This window comes from Micromonospora sp. CNZ309 (assembly GCF_002846525.1).
In genome coordinates this window covers 5854062-5867316 of the sequence record NZ_PJNG01000001.1, presented here as the reverse complement: position 1 = coordinate 5867316, position 13255 = coordinate 5854062, and the positions used below count along the sequence as shown (strand labels likewise).

At 73.8% G+C, this 13255-nt stretch carries 14 protein-coding genes; 4 read left to right on the top strand and 10 right to left on the bottom strand.

Annotated features, from left to right (window positions below; genetic code table 11):
- Window positions 1–83: 83 nt before the first annotated feature.
- From CLT72_RS25145 to pdxH, 6 genes are all read right to left on the bottom strand, one after another.
- On the bottom strand, window positions 84–848 hold the full coding sequence (locus CLT72_RS25145) for a DUF4230 domain-containing protein (RefSeq protein WP_101413875.1): 765 nt from the start codon (window positions 846–848) through the stop codon (window positions 84–86).
- 142 nt (window positions 849–990) lie between these two features.
- Window positions 991–1296, bottom strand: a complete 306-nt coding sequence (locus CLT72_RS25140; protein WP_089002310.1) for a type II toxin-antitoxin system VapB family antitoxin — start codon at window positions 1294–1296, stop codon at window positions 991–993.
- Window positions 1297–1498: 202 nt separating this feature from the next.
- On the bottom strand, window positions 1499–2101 hold the full coding sequence (locus CLT72_RS25135) for a nitroreductase family protein (RefSeq protein WP_101413874.1): 603 nt from the start codon (window positions 2099–2101) through the stop codon (window positions 1499–1501).
- Window positions 2102–2113: 12 nt separating this feature from the next.
- The gene (locus tag CLT72_RS25130; RefSeq protein WP_101413873.1) at window positions 2114–3043 is read right to left on the bottom strand and encodes an aldose 1-epimerase family protein; all 930 of its coding nucleotides are present in this window, start codon (window positions 3041–3043) and stop codon (window positions 2114–2116) included.
- 53 nt (window positions 3044–3096) lie between these two features.
- Window positions 3097–4410: an MFS transporter gene (locus tag CLT72_RS25125; RefSeq protein WP_101413872.1), complete on the bottom strand. Its 1314-nt coding sequence runs from the start codon at window positions 4408–4410 to the stop codon at window positions 3097–3099.
- Window positions 4407–5036 carry a pyridoxamine 5'-phosphate oxidase gene (gene pdxH, locus CLT72_RS25120; protein ID WP_101413871.1) on the bottom strand — a complete coding sequence of 210 codons (630 nt, stop codon included), beginning with the start codon at window positions 5034–5036 and terminating at the stop codon, window positions 4407–4409. The genes CLT72_RS25125 and pdxH overlap by 4 nt, the downstream gene beginning before the upstream one ends.
- 285 nt (window positions 5037–5321) lie before the next feature.
- On the opposite strand from pdxH, the gene CLT72_RS25115 reads away from it, so the two are divergent.
- The 4 genes from CLT72_RS25115 to CLT72_RS25100 all read left to right on the top strand — a co-directional run bounded on the left by CLT72_RS25115 (window position 5322) and on the right by CLT72_RS25100 (window position 10174).
- Entirely contained in the window at window positions 5322–6428 is a 1107-nt protein-coding gene (locus CLT72_RS25115) for a citrate synthase 2 (protein WP_089002315.1), read from the top strand.
- Between the two features lie 281 nt (window positions 6429–6709).
- Window positions 6710–7837, top strand: a complete 1128-nt coding sequence (gene serC / locus CLT72_RS25110) for a phosphoserine transaminase (protein WP_089002316.1) — start codon at window positions 6710–6712, stop codon at window positions 7835–7837.
- A 188-nt stretch (window positions 7838–8025) separates the two neighbouring features.
- Window positions 8026–9108, top strand: coding sequence for a septation protein SepH (gene sepH / locus CLT72_RS25105; protein WP_101413870.1), 1083 nt, complete (start codon window positions 8026–8028; stop codon window positions 9106–9108).
- Window positions 9109–9187: 79 nt separating this feature from the next.
- Entirely contained in the window at window positions 9188–10174 is a 987-nt protein-coding gene (locus tag CLT72_RS25100; protein ID WP_101413869.1) for an aldo/keto reductase, read from the top strand.
- A gap of 10 nt (window positions 10175–10184) precedes the next feature.
- Here the strand turns inward: CLT72_RS25100 and thpR are convergent, their stop codons facing one another.
- From thpR to CLT72_RS25080, 4 genes are all read right to left on the bottom strand, one after another.
- Window positions 10185–10763 (bottom strand): RNA 2',3'-cyclic phosphodiesterase, encoded by a 579-nt coding sequence (thpR, locus tag CLT72_RS25095; RefSeq protein WP_101413868.1) that lies wholly within the window; start codon window positions 10761–10763, stop codon window positions 10185–10187.
- 9 nt (window positions 10764–10772) lie between these two features.
- Entirely contained in the window at window positions 10773–11282 is a 510-nt protein-coding gene (locus CLT72_RS25090; protein ID WP_101413867.1) for a hypothetical protein, read from the bottom strand.
- A 100-nt stretch (window positions 11283–11382) separates the two neighbouring features.
- A complete protein-coding gene (locus tag CLT72_RS25085) occupies window positions 11383–12666 on the bottom strand; it encodes an MFS transporter (RefSeq protein WP_101413866.1) in 1284 nt (427 codons plus the stop codon).
- A 68-nt stretch (window positions 12667–12734) separates the two neighbouring features.
- Window positions 12735–13184: a MarR family winged helix-turn-helix transcriptional regulator gene (locus tag CLT72_RS25080; RefSeq protein ID WP_199184638.1), complete on the bottom strand. Its 450-nt coding sequence runs from the start codon at window positions 13182–13184 to the stop codon at window positions 12735–12737.
- Window positions 13185–13255 lie beyond the last annotated feature (71 nt).

Here is a 13255-nt window from a genome sequence, read left to right as displayed (position 1 = left end):
CCGCCCCGCCCGATCCACAGGCAGGCACGAGGCGCCCGTCCCGACCAACGGGGCGGGCGCCGTCGCGTCCGTGGCGGCCCGCGTCACGGGGCGGTGTAGGTGACCGTCACCTTCTCGTAGCCGAGGGAGCGGAGCAGCCCCTCCAGCATCTTGCGGGTGTTCTCCTCGGCCCGCTGGGTCAGGCCGCTGTCGCGGGCGGCGGTGGTGATCCGCTCCTCGGCGAGCTGGTAGACCTGCTGCTGGCGGTTGGGGTCGCCCTTGACCAGCTCGCCGACCCGGTTGAGCAGCCCGCGCTCCTCGGCGAAGACGTAGCTCTTCTCCAGGTCGAGGTTGGTCTTGGCGAGCTGCGGCGCCGGCAGCCTGATCTCCACCGACTTGCCGTCGGCCGACTCGACCACCGCGCCCTCGGAGATCTTGGCGAAGTCCACGTACGCCTCGACGCTGCCCGCGCCGACGAAGAGGGTGCGCTGGCTGAGCAGCCAGTCGGGCACGTTGCGCCGGTCGTTCTGGAGGTCGACGACCACCTGGAAGTTGCCCTCGGCCGCGACGTAGCGGCTGAGATCCTGGATCGACTTGAGCAGCGGCGGCTGGCTGCGGTCGGTCTGCTCCTTGGCGAAGGGGTTGCGGAAGTCCGGCAGCAGGCCGGTGGCCTGCACGCCGAGCAGCACCACCACCGCCAGCGCCGCCGCGCCGAGCACCCAGAGCAGGCCCCGGGCGGGCCCGCCCCCGGGCGGTGGCGCACCCTGCTCCGGCTCGGTTGTGACAGCCGAGCGCTCCTTGAGCGCCTCGCCGGTCGGATAACCGGGGAACTCCCTCGTGGGCTCGTTGATGTCACCGTCGCGGGCCATGGCCCTCACCGTCCTCGTCAGACACGTCGTCTGAGGATGACGGTACGGCTCCTGTGCGACACCCGCTCGGCGAAGGACGCACCGCCGCGCCGATCCGACAGAACCGCAGGTCAGGACGGGTCGGACAGCCGGCGTCCCGCGCTCACTCGATCGGGCCGGAGAGGACGAGCACTCGGGCGTGGATCTGGTTGCGCTGCTGGAGCGCCGCGCGCAGGGCGCGGTGCAGCCCGTCCTCCAGGTAGAGCCCGCCGTTCCACTGCACCACGTGCGGGAAGAGGTCGCCGTAGAAGGTGGAGTCCTCGGCGAGGAGCTTGTCCAGCGCCAACTCGCGCTTGGTGGTGATCAACTGATCCAGGCGCAGCGGCCTCGGCGGAATCTCCGCCCACTGCTTGAGCGTCAGGTTGTGCTCCGGATAGGGACGCCCGTCCCGGACCGCTCTGAAGATCACGACGGCACGCTCCCCTCCCCCTGGCCGGGCCGACCCACGACACCGGGTCGGGTCGCGGCGCGGCACCACGACCCCCGGCACCGATGACCGTGCCAGCGTAGCCGCCTGCACCACGCCGCGTTCTGCTCCCTGATGTCAGTTTCACTACCCGCCGTCCGGTTCGCCACCGGACGGCGCGTCCGACGGGTCATCCGCCGCCGGTCTAGCTCCACCGTCCCCGCCGGACGACCTCGGCCACCGGTCGGCGCCCCCGGCGCAGCGACGGTGACCGGTGGTCGGGCGCACGATAACCCACCGTGACGGCACCGACGGGCTCGTACTCCGCCGGCACCCCGAACGCCTCCCGGTACGCGTCGAGGCGCTGGGCGGGGATGCCGAAGAAGCACGCCCCCAGCCCCTCGTCCACGGCGGTCAGCAGCATCAGCAGGGCGGCGAAGCCGGTGTCCACGTACCAGTAGGGCACCGGCCAGCGCTCCGTCGATCGGTCCGCCCAGCCCTTGTCGGGTTCCGCGTACCGCTCCAGGTAGGCCGACCGGTTCGCGTGCGGGACGACGATCAGCGGCGCCCGCCGCATCCCCGCCAGCCACCGCTCCCGGCCGCCGCCGCCCGGGGTGGTCGCCGTCCAGAACCGCTCCCGGTCCTCCCGCGCCTCCAGCACCAGGAAACCCCAGCCCTGGGCGAAGCCGGCCGACGGCGCGCGGACCGCGTGGTCGAGCAGCCGCTCCACCACGTCGGGCGGGACGGGACGGTCCGGGTCGTAGTTGCGCACCATCCGGCGCCGCCGGACCACCTCGCTGAACTCCATGCGCTCCCCCGCTCAGACCCCGGGCCGTACGCCCCAGACACCCCGCCAGGTCGCGCCCGGCTTCAGGGTGATCACGTCCCGGCCAGAGCGGAACGCGTCCGGCGGGCAGGTCATCGGCTCCACCGCCACCGACCGGCGCCGCCGCTCCCCGGGCAGGGCGTCGCCGGTGAACACCTGCCACCAGCCGAACTCCCGGTCCGCCCAGATCCGTACGCCCGCCGCGCCGTCCGGGGCGGCCAGGCTGACCACCGAACCGCCGTCCTCGTCGCGCACCACGTCGCCGAAGCAGAGGTCGAGCTGGGCGCCGCCGATGCGGCGGGGGCTGGTCCAGTCGTACTCGGTGCCCTCGACCGGGGTGACGCCGATCGGCAGCAGCCTGCCGTCCACGTGCAGCCGCTTCCGGGCGGGCAGCCGCATCGACAGGTCGTCCACCGCCACCCCGGGCACCCGCAGGTACGGGTGCACCGCGAAGCCGAACGGCGCCGGCTCGTCGCCGAGGTTCGTCGCCTCGTGCTCCGCGCGCAGGCCGTCCGGCCCGACGCTCCACCGGGTACGCAGCCGCAGCGGCCACGGGTAGCCCGGCTGCGGCGGCAGGTCGTAGCCGACGGTCACCGCGTCGGACGACTGCTCCACCAGCCGCCACGGCACCCAGTTGACCAGCCCGTGGATGGCCACGCCCCGGTCCGGCTCGCTGAGCGTGAGCTGCAACGACCGCTCGCCGAAGGTGTAGCGCCCGTCGCGGATCCGGTTCGGCCAAGGGGCCAGCACCTGCCCGGCACAGCCGGGGCAGAGCTCGTCGGCGTCGTACCCGTCGAGGTGGTCGGTGCCGTCGTGCCGGTATGTCCGGACCCCGCCGCCCACCTCCACGATGACGGCCTCGTGGCCGGCGGCCGAAATGCTCCACTGCGCGCCCGATGGCGGACGCTGGTCGGGGGTGTCCATGCGGGGGACCCTAACGGTTCCCGCCCCGCCGTCGCTCGCCCCGACCGGGCCCGTCACCCCCGGTCGTCGCCGGAGCGGGCCGCCGCCCGGTAGCGCAGCAGCACCGGGAACGCCACCGCGAGCAGCACCGCGAGCGCCGCCGAGATCAACCCGCCGCTGACCCAGGCGACGCCGCCGCCGAAGCCCGCCGCCACCGCACCGGCCCGCAGGTCGCCCAGGCGCGGACCGCCGGCGATGACCACCGTGTTGACGCCCATGAGCCGCCCGCGCATCCGGTCCGGCGCGTAGACCAGCAGCAGCGACTGCCGCAGCACCGCGCTGACCAGGTCGGCCGCCCCGGCCACCGCGAGCAGCAGCACCATCAGCCAGAGCTGGCCGGCCAGCCCAGCCGCCGCCACGGCCAGCCCCCAGCCGACCACCGCCACCACCAGCACCAGCCCCTGCCGGCGCAACCGACCGATCCAGCCGGAGGTCAGCCCGCCGAGCATCGCACCCGCCGCGATCGCGCTGTAGAGCCAGCCGACCGCCGCGCCGCCACCGAACCGGGACTCGGCGATCTCGGGGAAGAGCGCCCGGGGCATCGCCAGCACCATGGCGATCAGGTCGATCACGAAGGAGAGCAGCAGCACCGGCGTGGTCGCCAGGTAGCGCAACCCGTCGACGATGCTGGCCAGCCCGGCCCGCCGTGGGGAGCCCGGGGCGGCCGGGCCCGCGTCCGGCTCCGGCTCCGGCGGCATGGCCGGCAGCCGCACGGTCGCCCAGACGGCCACGGTGTAGAGCACCGCGTCGGCCGCGTACGCGATGGGCAGGCCCAGGTCCGTGCCCCACCAGGCGAAGATCAGGCCGGCGACCAGCGGGCCGAACACCGAGGCGGCCGTGTGGGTGGTGAAGTTCAGCGTGCTCGCCGCCGGCACCAGCTCCGCCGGCACCAGCCGGGGCAGGATCGCGTTGCGGGTGGGCGAGCTGACCGCGAAGGCGACCGACTGCACCGCCACCAGGGCGAGCAGCAGCAGCGGGCTGCCGACGCCGAGCACCGCCTGCACCACCAGGCCGAACGTGGCGACCCAGAGCACCGCCGCGGTCGCCAGCAGCACCTTGCGCCGGTCGTGCGCGTCGGCCAGTGCGCCGCCCCAGAGTCCGAAGACCAGCAGCGGCACGAACGCCGCGATCCCGATCAGGCCGACCCAGAGCGAGCTGCCGGTCAGCGCGTACATCTCCACCGGCACGGCGACCGCGGTGAGCTGGATGCCGAACATCGCGATGCCGTTGCCCAGCCACATCCGCCGGTAGGCCGGCACGGCCAGCGGGCTCAGGTCGATCGCGAAGCGGCGCAGCCCGCCCGGCCGGGGGGCCTTGAGCTGGGTCACGGGGCCAGCCGTTCCACGACCCACTCCCCGGCCCCGGTACGCCGGAACCGCAGCCGGTCGTGCAGCCGGCTGACCCGGCCCTGCCAGAACTCCACCGCGTCCGGCCGCACCCGCAGGCCGCCCCAGTACGGCGGGGCGGGGACCGGCTCGACCTCGGCGAAGCGCTCGGCCGCCGCCCGGTACGCCTCGTCCAGCACGGCCCGCCCGGGGATCACCCGCGACTGGGTGCTGGCCCAGGCGCCGAGCTGGGAGCCGCGCGGCCGGCTGGCGAAGTACGCCTCCGTCTCCGCCCGGTCGACCCGCTCGACCCGGCCGGTGACCGTCACCTGCCGGTGCATCGGGAACCAGGGGAAGACCAGGCTGGCGTACGGGTTGGCGGCCGCCTCGGCGCCCTTGCGGGATTCGTGGTTGGTGTAGAAGACGAAGCCCTCCGGGTCGTACCCCTTCAACAGCACGGTCCGGGCGCTCGGGCGGCCCGCGGCGTCGGCGGTGCCGACCACCATCGCGTTCGGTTCGGGCAGCCCGGCGGCGACCGCGTCGGCGAACCAGCGGGCGAACTGGCCGTGCCAGTCGGCGGCCAGATCCGCCTCGGAAAGGCCCAGCTCCGCGGCGTACTCGTTACGCATGCCCGCCGGCCGCGCTGTGTCCCCCGTCACGTTCCCCCTCCTCCTCGTCGGCCCGGCCCACCCTCTGCGGCGCAGGCCAGCCCGCACCGCACAGTGTCACCGACGCGCTCCGGGCCACCCGGAGCGGGGATGTCGTGTGCGGCACAGTCGCCGTGGGTCGCGAATCCGGTTACCCAGCAGGCAAGATGTCACGAACACATCCCTGAGGGTCGCCTAAGGTGCTCGACCGGCTGGGCCGGGACCGGAGCCCCGGGCGGGCGCGCCGAGCAGATCCAGGAGAGCGACATGGCCGATTTCAAACCCGGACTGGAGGGCGTCGTAGCCTTCGAGACCGAGATCGCCGAACCCGACCGCGAGGGCGGCGCGCTGCGCTATCGCGGGGTCGACATCGAGGATCTGATCGGCCAGGTCTCCTTCGGCAACGTGTGGGCGCTGCTGGTCGACGGGCGCTTCGGCCCGGGTCTGCCGCCGGCGGAGCCGTTCCCGGTGCCGGTGCACTCCGGCGACATCCGGGTGGACGTGCAGTCCGCCGTCGCGATGCTGGCCCCGTACTGGGGTCTCAACCAGCTGCTCGACATCTCCGACGAGCAGGCCCGCGAGGACCTCGCCCGGGTGTCGGTCACCGCGCTCTCCTTCGTCGCCCAGTCGGCGCGCGGCCTGGGCCTGCCGGCCGTGCCGCAGAAGGAGATCGACAAGGCGTCCACCATCGTCGAGCGCTTCATGAAGCGCTGGCGCGGCGAGCCCGACCCCCGGCACGTCAAGGCCGTCGACGCCTACTTCATCTCGGCCGCCGAGCACGGCCTGAACGCCTCCACCTTCACCGCCCGGATCGTCGCCTCCACCGGCGCCGACGCCGCGGCCTGCATCTCCTCCGGCATCGGCGCCCTCTCCGGCCCGCTGCACGGCGGCGCCCCGTCGCGGGTGCTCAGCATGCTGGAGGCGGTCGAGCGCAGCGGCGACGCCGAGGGCTACGTCAAGGGCGTCCTCGACCGGGGCGAGCGGCTGATGGGCTTCGGCCACCGCGTCTACCGGGCCGAGGACCCGCGGGCCCGGGTGCTGCGCCGCACCGCCAAGGAGCTGGGCGCGCCGCGCTTCGAGATCGCCGAGGCGCTGGAGAAGGCCGCCCTGGCCGAGCTCCAGGCCCGCCGCCCGGACCGGGTGCTCGCCACCAACGTCGAGTTCTGGTCCGCCGTGGTGCTGGACTTCGCCGAGGTGCCGGCGCACATGTTCACCTCCATGTTCACCTGCGCCCGGATGGGCGGCTGGAGCGCGCACATCCTGGAGCAGAAGAAGCTCCAGCGGCTGGTCCGCCCGTCGGCCCGCTACGTCGGCCCGGGCACCCGCAAGCCCAGCGACGTCGAGGGCTGGGACGCCATCCCGCACGGCGTCTGATTGGCGCGCCGAGGGCCCCTTCCCGTCGCCCGTCGACGGAAAGGGGCCCTCGGTCGTACGCGGGCCCGGCCGGCGCGCCGGCTGTGGTGCACGCCTCAACGCCGCTGGTGGGACCAGGGGTCGGTGCGGCCCGCGCGGGTGGGAGGATGAAGGCCGGCAGTGTCGCCGGACCGGGCCCGGGTCCCGGCCACGTCGTGCGCCTGAGCGCGCGTCCGCCGTTCGATCCGCGCCCGCCTGAACACCGGGCCCGCCCTCGCCCCTGCGGAAGGATCTCGACAACCGTGGCTGACGCACCGACCATCCGGATTCCCGACGACCTCAAGCCCGCCGACGGGAGGTTCGGCTGCGGGCCCTCCAAGGTCCGTCCGGCGGCGGTCTCCGCCCTCGCCGACGTGGCGACCAGCTACCTGGGCACCTCGCACCGGCAGAAGACCGTGCGCGACGAGGTGGCCCGGCTGCGCCGCGGCATCGCCGACTTCTTCTCCCTCCCCGAGGGCTACGAGGTGGTGCTGGGTAACGGCGGCACCACGGCGTTCTGGGAGGTCGCGACGTTCGGCCTGGTCCGCGACCGGGCCCAGTTCGCCAGCTTCGGCGAGTTCGGCGCGAAGTTCGCCAAGTCCGTCAAGGACGCCCCGTTCCTCGGCGAGCCCACCGTCCGCAAGTCGGAGGCCGGCAGCGCGCCGACCCTGACCGCCGAGGCCGGGGTGGACGTCTACGCCACCCCGCACAACGAGACCTCGACGGGTGTGGCCGTGCCGATCAGCCGGGTCGCCGGCGCCGACCCCGGCTCGCTGCTGCTGGTCGACGCCACCTCCGGCGCCGGCGGGCTCGACGTCAACGTCGGCGAGACCGACGTCTACTACTTCGCCCCGCAGAAGTGCTTCGGCTCCGACGGCGGCCTGTGGCTGGCCCTGATGTCCCCGGCCGCACTCGAGCGGGCCGGCGAGATCAAGGCGTCCGGCCGCTACATCCCCGCCTTCCTCGACCTGGTCACCGCGATCGACAACTCGCGGCTGGAGCAGACCTACAACACCCCGGCGCTGGCCACCATCTTCCTGGCCGCCGAGCAGACCGACTGGATGAACTCCCAGGGCGGGCTGGCCTGGGCGGCCAAGCGCACGGCCGAGAGCGCCGCGATCGTGTACGGCTGGGCGGAGCGTTCCGAGGTGGCGACGCCGTTCGTCACCGACCCGGCGCTGCGCTCCAACGTGGTCGCCACCATCGACTTCGCCGACTCCGTCGACGCGACCGCGATCGCGAAGGCGCTGCGCGCCAACGGCATCGTGGACACGGAGCCCTACCGCAAGCTGGGCCGCAACCAGCTCCGCGTCGCGCTCTTCCCGGCCGTCGAGCCGGCCGACGTCGAGGCGCTGACCGCGTCGATCGACTACGTGGTCGAGCGGCTCTGAATCGTCGTCACGGTCGGTGGCCGCCGGACGCGTCGGCGGCCACCGACCGTGATCATCGTCGCAGCTCAGTCGCGACATGCGGGTGTCGCATCCCCCACCTGCGGGCAGATGCGCGTACGGTGGTGCGAGGACGCCCGGGTGGCCGGCTCGTGGCGTGACGGCCAGCGAAGCGGGACGGAGGCAACGCCATGCGCCCAGTACGCTTCGTCGCCCTCTCCGAGGACGGCCAGGCCCTGGTGCTCGCCGACGAGGTCGGGCGACTGCTCGCCCTGCCCATCGACGAGCGGATCGCCGGCGCGTTGCACGCCGAGCCCGGCGCCCCGCCGCTCGCGGTGGCCCCGGCGGCGACCGCCGATCCGGTGCCCTCACTCTCCCCTCGGGACATCCAGGCCAAGATCCGCTCCGGCGAGTCCGCCGAGGACGTCGCCCGCATCGCCGGCGTGCCCGTCGACCGGGTGCTGCGCTACGCCGGCCCGGTGCTCCAGGAGCGGGCCATGCTCGCCCAGCACGCCCGCCGCACCCGGCTCAAGGGTGCGGAGAAGCCCACCCCGCTCGCCGAGGTGGTCAACGGCCGGCTGGCCCAGCACGGGATCGACACCGAGAAGATCTCCTGGGACGCGTGGCGCCGCGACGACGGCACCTGGCGGATCGTGGCGACCTGGCCCTCGGGCAAGGCGACCGCGCAGGCGATCTGGGATCTCGACAAGACCCGGCAGGCGGTCAGCCCGCACGACGACATGGCGCAATACCTGTGCGCCGAGCGGCCCACCCCGATCCTCGGCCAGGAGCCGGCGCCGGAGCGGGGCGGCCACGCGCTGCCCGGCCCGTCGCGTGGCGAGCCGACCCGGGGCGGGCACGGCCTGCCGGCGGCGGCCGAGCACAGCCGTCCCGGCCGCGACCCGATCCGGGCCGGGCGGGACGCCCTGCTCGCCTCGCTCGACCGTCCGCTCGGCTCGACCTCGGGCCGCGGGCTCGAACCCCGCAGCCCGGCCGCCCTGGCGGGGCAGGACGCGCCGCGCCAGCGGCCGGTCGGTGGCGGAGCGGCGGCGCTGCTCGGCGGCGGCCAGGGTTCCGCGTTCGACGACGACTCCGACGCGCCCAAGGAGGTGCCGGCCGTGCCGTCGCTGGCGGTGCTCCGGCCCCGGCGCACGGGCGCGCCCTCGGCAGCGGCCGGCGAGTCGACCGACGCCGGCGGCAAGCCGCGCAAGCGCCTGCCGAGCTGGGACGACGTGCTCTTCGGCAGCGGCCCGGCGGCCCGCGAGTCCTCGTGACCGCCTGACTCCGGCGACGGATCCCCGTCGCCGGAGTCGACGCGAGGCACTTGACGTGCCGCCGTGGCAGGGTGGCGTCATGGAGTACACGAACCTTGGCCGTACGGGCCTGTCCGTCAGCCGCCTCTGCCTCGGCACGATGAACTTCGGGCCGCAGACCACCGAGCCGGACAGCTTCGCGATCATGGACCGGGCCCTCGAACACGGGATCAACTTCTTCGACACCGCCAACGTCTACGGCTGGCAGACCGGCGAGGGGATCACCGAGCAGATCATCGGGCGCTGGTTCGCCCAGGGCGGCGGCCGGCGCGAGAAGGTCGTGCTGGCCACCAAGGTCTACGGGAAGATGGGCGAGTGGCCCAACGAGCAGGGCCTCTCCGCGCGGCACATCGTCCGGGCCTGCGAGGATTCGCTGCGCCGCCTCCAGACCGACACCATCGACCTCTACCAGATGCACCACGTCTCGCGGAGCACCCCGTGGGAGGAGATCTGGCAGGCCATGGAGACCCTGGTCGCCCAGGGCAAGGTCCTCTACGTCGGGTCGTCCAACTTCGCCGGCTGGCACATCTCCGTGGCGCAGGAGGCGGCGGGCAAGCGCCACTTCCTCGGCCTCGTCTCCGAGCAGTGCATCTACAACCTCATGACCCGACACGTCGAGCTGGAGGTGGTGCCCGCCGCGCAGCACCACGGGCTGGGCGTCATCCCGTGGTCGCCGCTGCACGGCGGTCTGCTCGCCGGGGTGCTGCGCAAGATGGCCGAGGGCGGGGCCGCACGCGGCGCCAGCGGCCGCTCCGCCGACGCGCTCGCCGAGCACCGACCCACCATCGAGGCGTACGAGAAACTCTGCGGCGACCTCGGTCACGACCCGGCGGACGTGGCCCTCGGCTGGCTGCTGTCGCGGCCCGGGGTGACCGCTCCGATCATCGGGCCGCGCACCACCGACCAGCTCGACCGTTCCCTGGGCGCCCTGACCGTCGACCTCGACGAGGGCACCCTCTCCCGCCTGGACGAGCTCTTCCCGCCCGTCGGCAACGGCGGCCCCGGCCCGGAGGCCTGGGCCTGGTGACCCGGGAGCGTCAGAGGGGCCAGGCGGCCAGCCGGTCGTAGGTGGGGCGGGGGCCGGGGTGGCTGCGCACGAGCACCATCTCGCCGGCCGGCCACTCCGGGCCCTCGTAGTCGTCGAGCGTGGCCACGTCGGCGGCCACGTCGGCCGGGGACACCCGGTCGCCGGGGCGGGCGATCGTCAGGTGCGGGCGGAACGGCTTCTCGTCGTGCGGCAGGCGGCCGTGCCGCAGCCGGGAGCGGATCAGCCGGGCCAGCACCTGCACCGGCTCCACCTCGCCCCGCAGGTCGACCCAGAGCACGGTGAACCGGCCCCGCCCGAACCGCCCGCCGCCGGCCAGCCGGAGCCGGGGCGCGGCCTGGCGGCCGTCGCGGGACCACTCGGCGGCCAGCCCGAGCGCGCTCTCCACGGCGACCAGCCGGTCCGCCTCGACGTCGCCGAGGAAGGCGAGGGTGACGTGCGCGTTGCCGGGGTCGGCGAGCCGGACGTTGGTCCCGGCGGCGGCCGCCGCGCCGACGCGCAGCCGGGCGACCTGCGTGCCGAGGTGCGTGACCGCCTCGGGTGGCGGGTAGAGCGCGACGAAGAGCCTCACGCGCCGCCCTCAGCGGTGCCGCTGCCGGTGGCCGGCCCGGGCGGCGGGCAGGGTCAGCCCGGCGGCGTGCAGCAGGCCCTCCACCCGGACCCGTTCCAGCTCCAGGTCGACGCCCTCCAGCTCGGTCAGGTGCTCGGTGAGCCCGAGGGCCCGGCAGGCCAGCCGGAGGCGGTCGTCGTACGCCCGCAGGATCGTGCCGTGCCAGACGGGCTGGCGGCCGTCGGAGGCGACCCCCTGCCCGCGTAAACGACGCAGGTCGGCGGCGAGTTCCTCCAGCGGGCGGCGGTCGGGCCGGTCGAAGTCGGTGAGGTCGATGTCGCGGGTCAGCGCGTCGGCCTCGACGGCCCGGTCCAGCCGGGCGATGGTGCGCCGTTCCCGGCGGCGCTCCCGCCACTCCGCGTACGCGCAGGCGACCCGGTCGATGATCTCGTCCGCGCAGAAGGCCACGGCGATCAGCACCGGCAGGCTGGCCGCGGCGACGAAGATCAGGATCAGCAGCAGCGCGCGCCCGGGCTCCACGTATCGACGCTAAGCCTCTTTCCTCCTTACCGCCACCGCTTTCGTGCCATCCACGCCATCCGCAGGATGGGACGGACCGTCCCACCCCGGGCGGGGACACTCAGCAGTCGGCGGAGGTGACGTAGAAGCGCGGCATCGGCAGGACGCGGAAGCGCAGCCGGGCGCCGGAGCGGCGCAGCTGCCAGGTGAGCGCGATCAGGATGGTGGCCAGCGAGATCAGCCCGCCGATCCAGATGCTGGCGCCGGCGCCGTAGGTCTCGGCGACCCAGCCGATGAGCGGCGCCCCGACCGGGTTGGTGCCGAGGAAGACCAGCACCCAGAGGGCCATCACCCGGCCACGGAAGGCGGCATCCGTGCCGAGCTGCACCCGCTGGTTGGCCGCCTGGGCGAAGAACACCATGAAGAAGCCGGTCGGCAGCAGCAGGGTCACCACCATCCAGTACGCCGGGGCGAGCCCCACCAGCGTGCCGAAGATGGCGCAGCCGACACCCGCGCCGAGCACCAGCCAGACCGACGGGCGACTGCGCCGCCCGGTGCCGGCGAGCGCCCCGACCAGCGCCCCGACCGCCAGGGCGGTGCTGAACAGCCCGAACGAGGCGGCACCGGTCTGGAACACGGTCTTGGCCAGCGCGGCGAGGGTGAGCTGGAAGTTGAACAACGACATGCCGATCACCGACATCACCGCCATGGGCAGCAGCAGGTCGGGCCGGCGCCAGACGTAGCGCAGACCGTCGACCACCTTGGCCGAAGCCCGCTCGTCGCGCGGCGGCAGCGCCTCCCGGTACAGCTCGGCGGGGCGCATCCTGATCACGGTGACCAGCGGGGCGATCGAGCTGAGCGCGGTGAACATGAAGACCGGGCCGACGTCGAAGGCGGCGATGGCCAGGCCGGCGACGGCCGGCCCGACGATCCGGGCCGAGTTGAACACCGCCGCGTTCAGCGAGAGCGCGTTCGGCAGCAGCGACGTGCCCACCAGTTCGGAGACGAACGCCTGCCGGACCGGGGTCTCCACGGCGTTGGCGACGCCGAGCAGGGCCGCGAACGCGAAGACGTGCCAGAGCTGTACGAGGCCCGTGATCACCAGCAGGCTCATGGCGAGCGCCAGCACGGTCCAGAACGCGTTCGCGACGAAGAGCAGCATCCGCTTGTCGTAGCGGTCGGCCAGCCGCCCGGAGAGCAGGGTGAGCAGCAGCACCGGGGTGAACTGGAGCGCGGTGACCACGCCGAGGGCGGTGGCGGAGTTGTCGGAGAGCTCGAGGACCAGCCAGTCCTGGGCGATGAACATCATCCAGACGCCGATCAGCTTGATCAGCTGCCCGGATGCGAAGAGCCGGTAGTTGCGGACCTGTAGGGACTGGAACATCGTGCTCAGCTTCGCCTGCACTCTTGGTGCGCCTCCTCGCGGTCGTACGCGTCATCGACGTCGGACGGCGCGGTGGCACGAGGCGCGGGTCAGGCGCGGGCGACCTGCTGAAGGATCTCGGCGGCCTGCCGCAGGGTGTCCCGTTCGGCTTCGGTCAGCTCGGCCAGCCGGCGGGCCAGCCACTCGTCACGGACCCGCTCGAACTGGTCGAGCACGGCCCGTCCCCCCTCGGTCGCCGCCAGGATGACCTGTCGGCCGTCGGTCGGGTGGGGGGTGCGCCGCACGAGGCCGCGCTCCTCCAACTTCGCGACGATCTTGGTCATCGTGGGCGGCTGCACCCGTTCCACGTCGGCCAGTTCCCGAGGCGTCAGCGCACCCGCCAGCCGGAGGCTGGTGAGCGCGGAGAGCTGGGTGACCGTGAGGTCGCCGACCGGCCGGGCCTGGCGGACCCGTCGGTTGAGCCGGGTGATCGCGTCACGCAGCTGGGGTGCCAGCTGCGCCGGTGGCACGCGTTTCGCCGTCACCGTCCGCTCCGTCACGATAGTTAGCCTAACTAATTAGCCAGGCGAATGAGATGCGATATGACCATGCTCACGAGAAGTTTTCCCTG

Coding starts and splice junctions, on each gene's coding strand:
- CLT72_RS25145 (WP_101413875.1), bottom strand. CDS start 848: ATGGCCCGCGACGGTGACATCAACGAGCCCACGAGGGAGTTCCCCGGT.
- CLT72_RS25135 (WP_101413874.1), bottom strand. CDS start 2,101: ATGGAGTTCAGCGAGGTGGTCCGGCGGCGCCGGATGGTGCGCAACTAC.
- CLT72_RS25130 (WP_101413873.1), bottom strand. CDS start 3,043: ATGGACACCCCCGACCAGCGTCCGCCATCGGGCGCGCAGTGGAGCATT.
- pdxH (WP_101413871.1), bottom strand. CDS start 5,036: ATGCGTAACGAGTACGCCGCGGAGCTGGGCCTTTCCGAGGCGGATCTG.
- CLT72_RS25115 (WP_089002315.1), top strand. CDS start 5,322: ATGGCCGATTTCAAACCCGGACTGGAGGGCGTCGTAGCCTTCGAGACC.
- sepH (WP_101413870.1), top strand. CDS start 8,026: ATGCGCCCAGTACGCTTCGTCGCCCTCTCCGAGGACGGCCAGGCCCTG.
- CLT72_RS25100 (WP_101413869.1), top strand. CDS start 9,188: ATGGAGTACACGAACCTTGGCCGTACGGGCCTGTCCGTCAGCCGCCTC.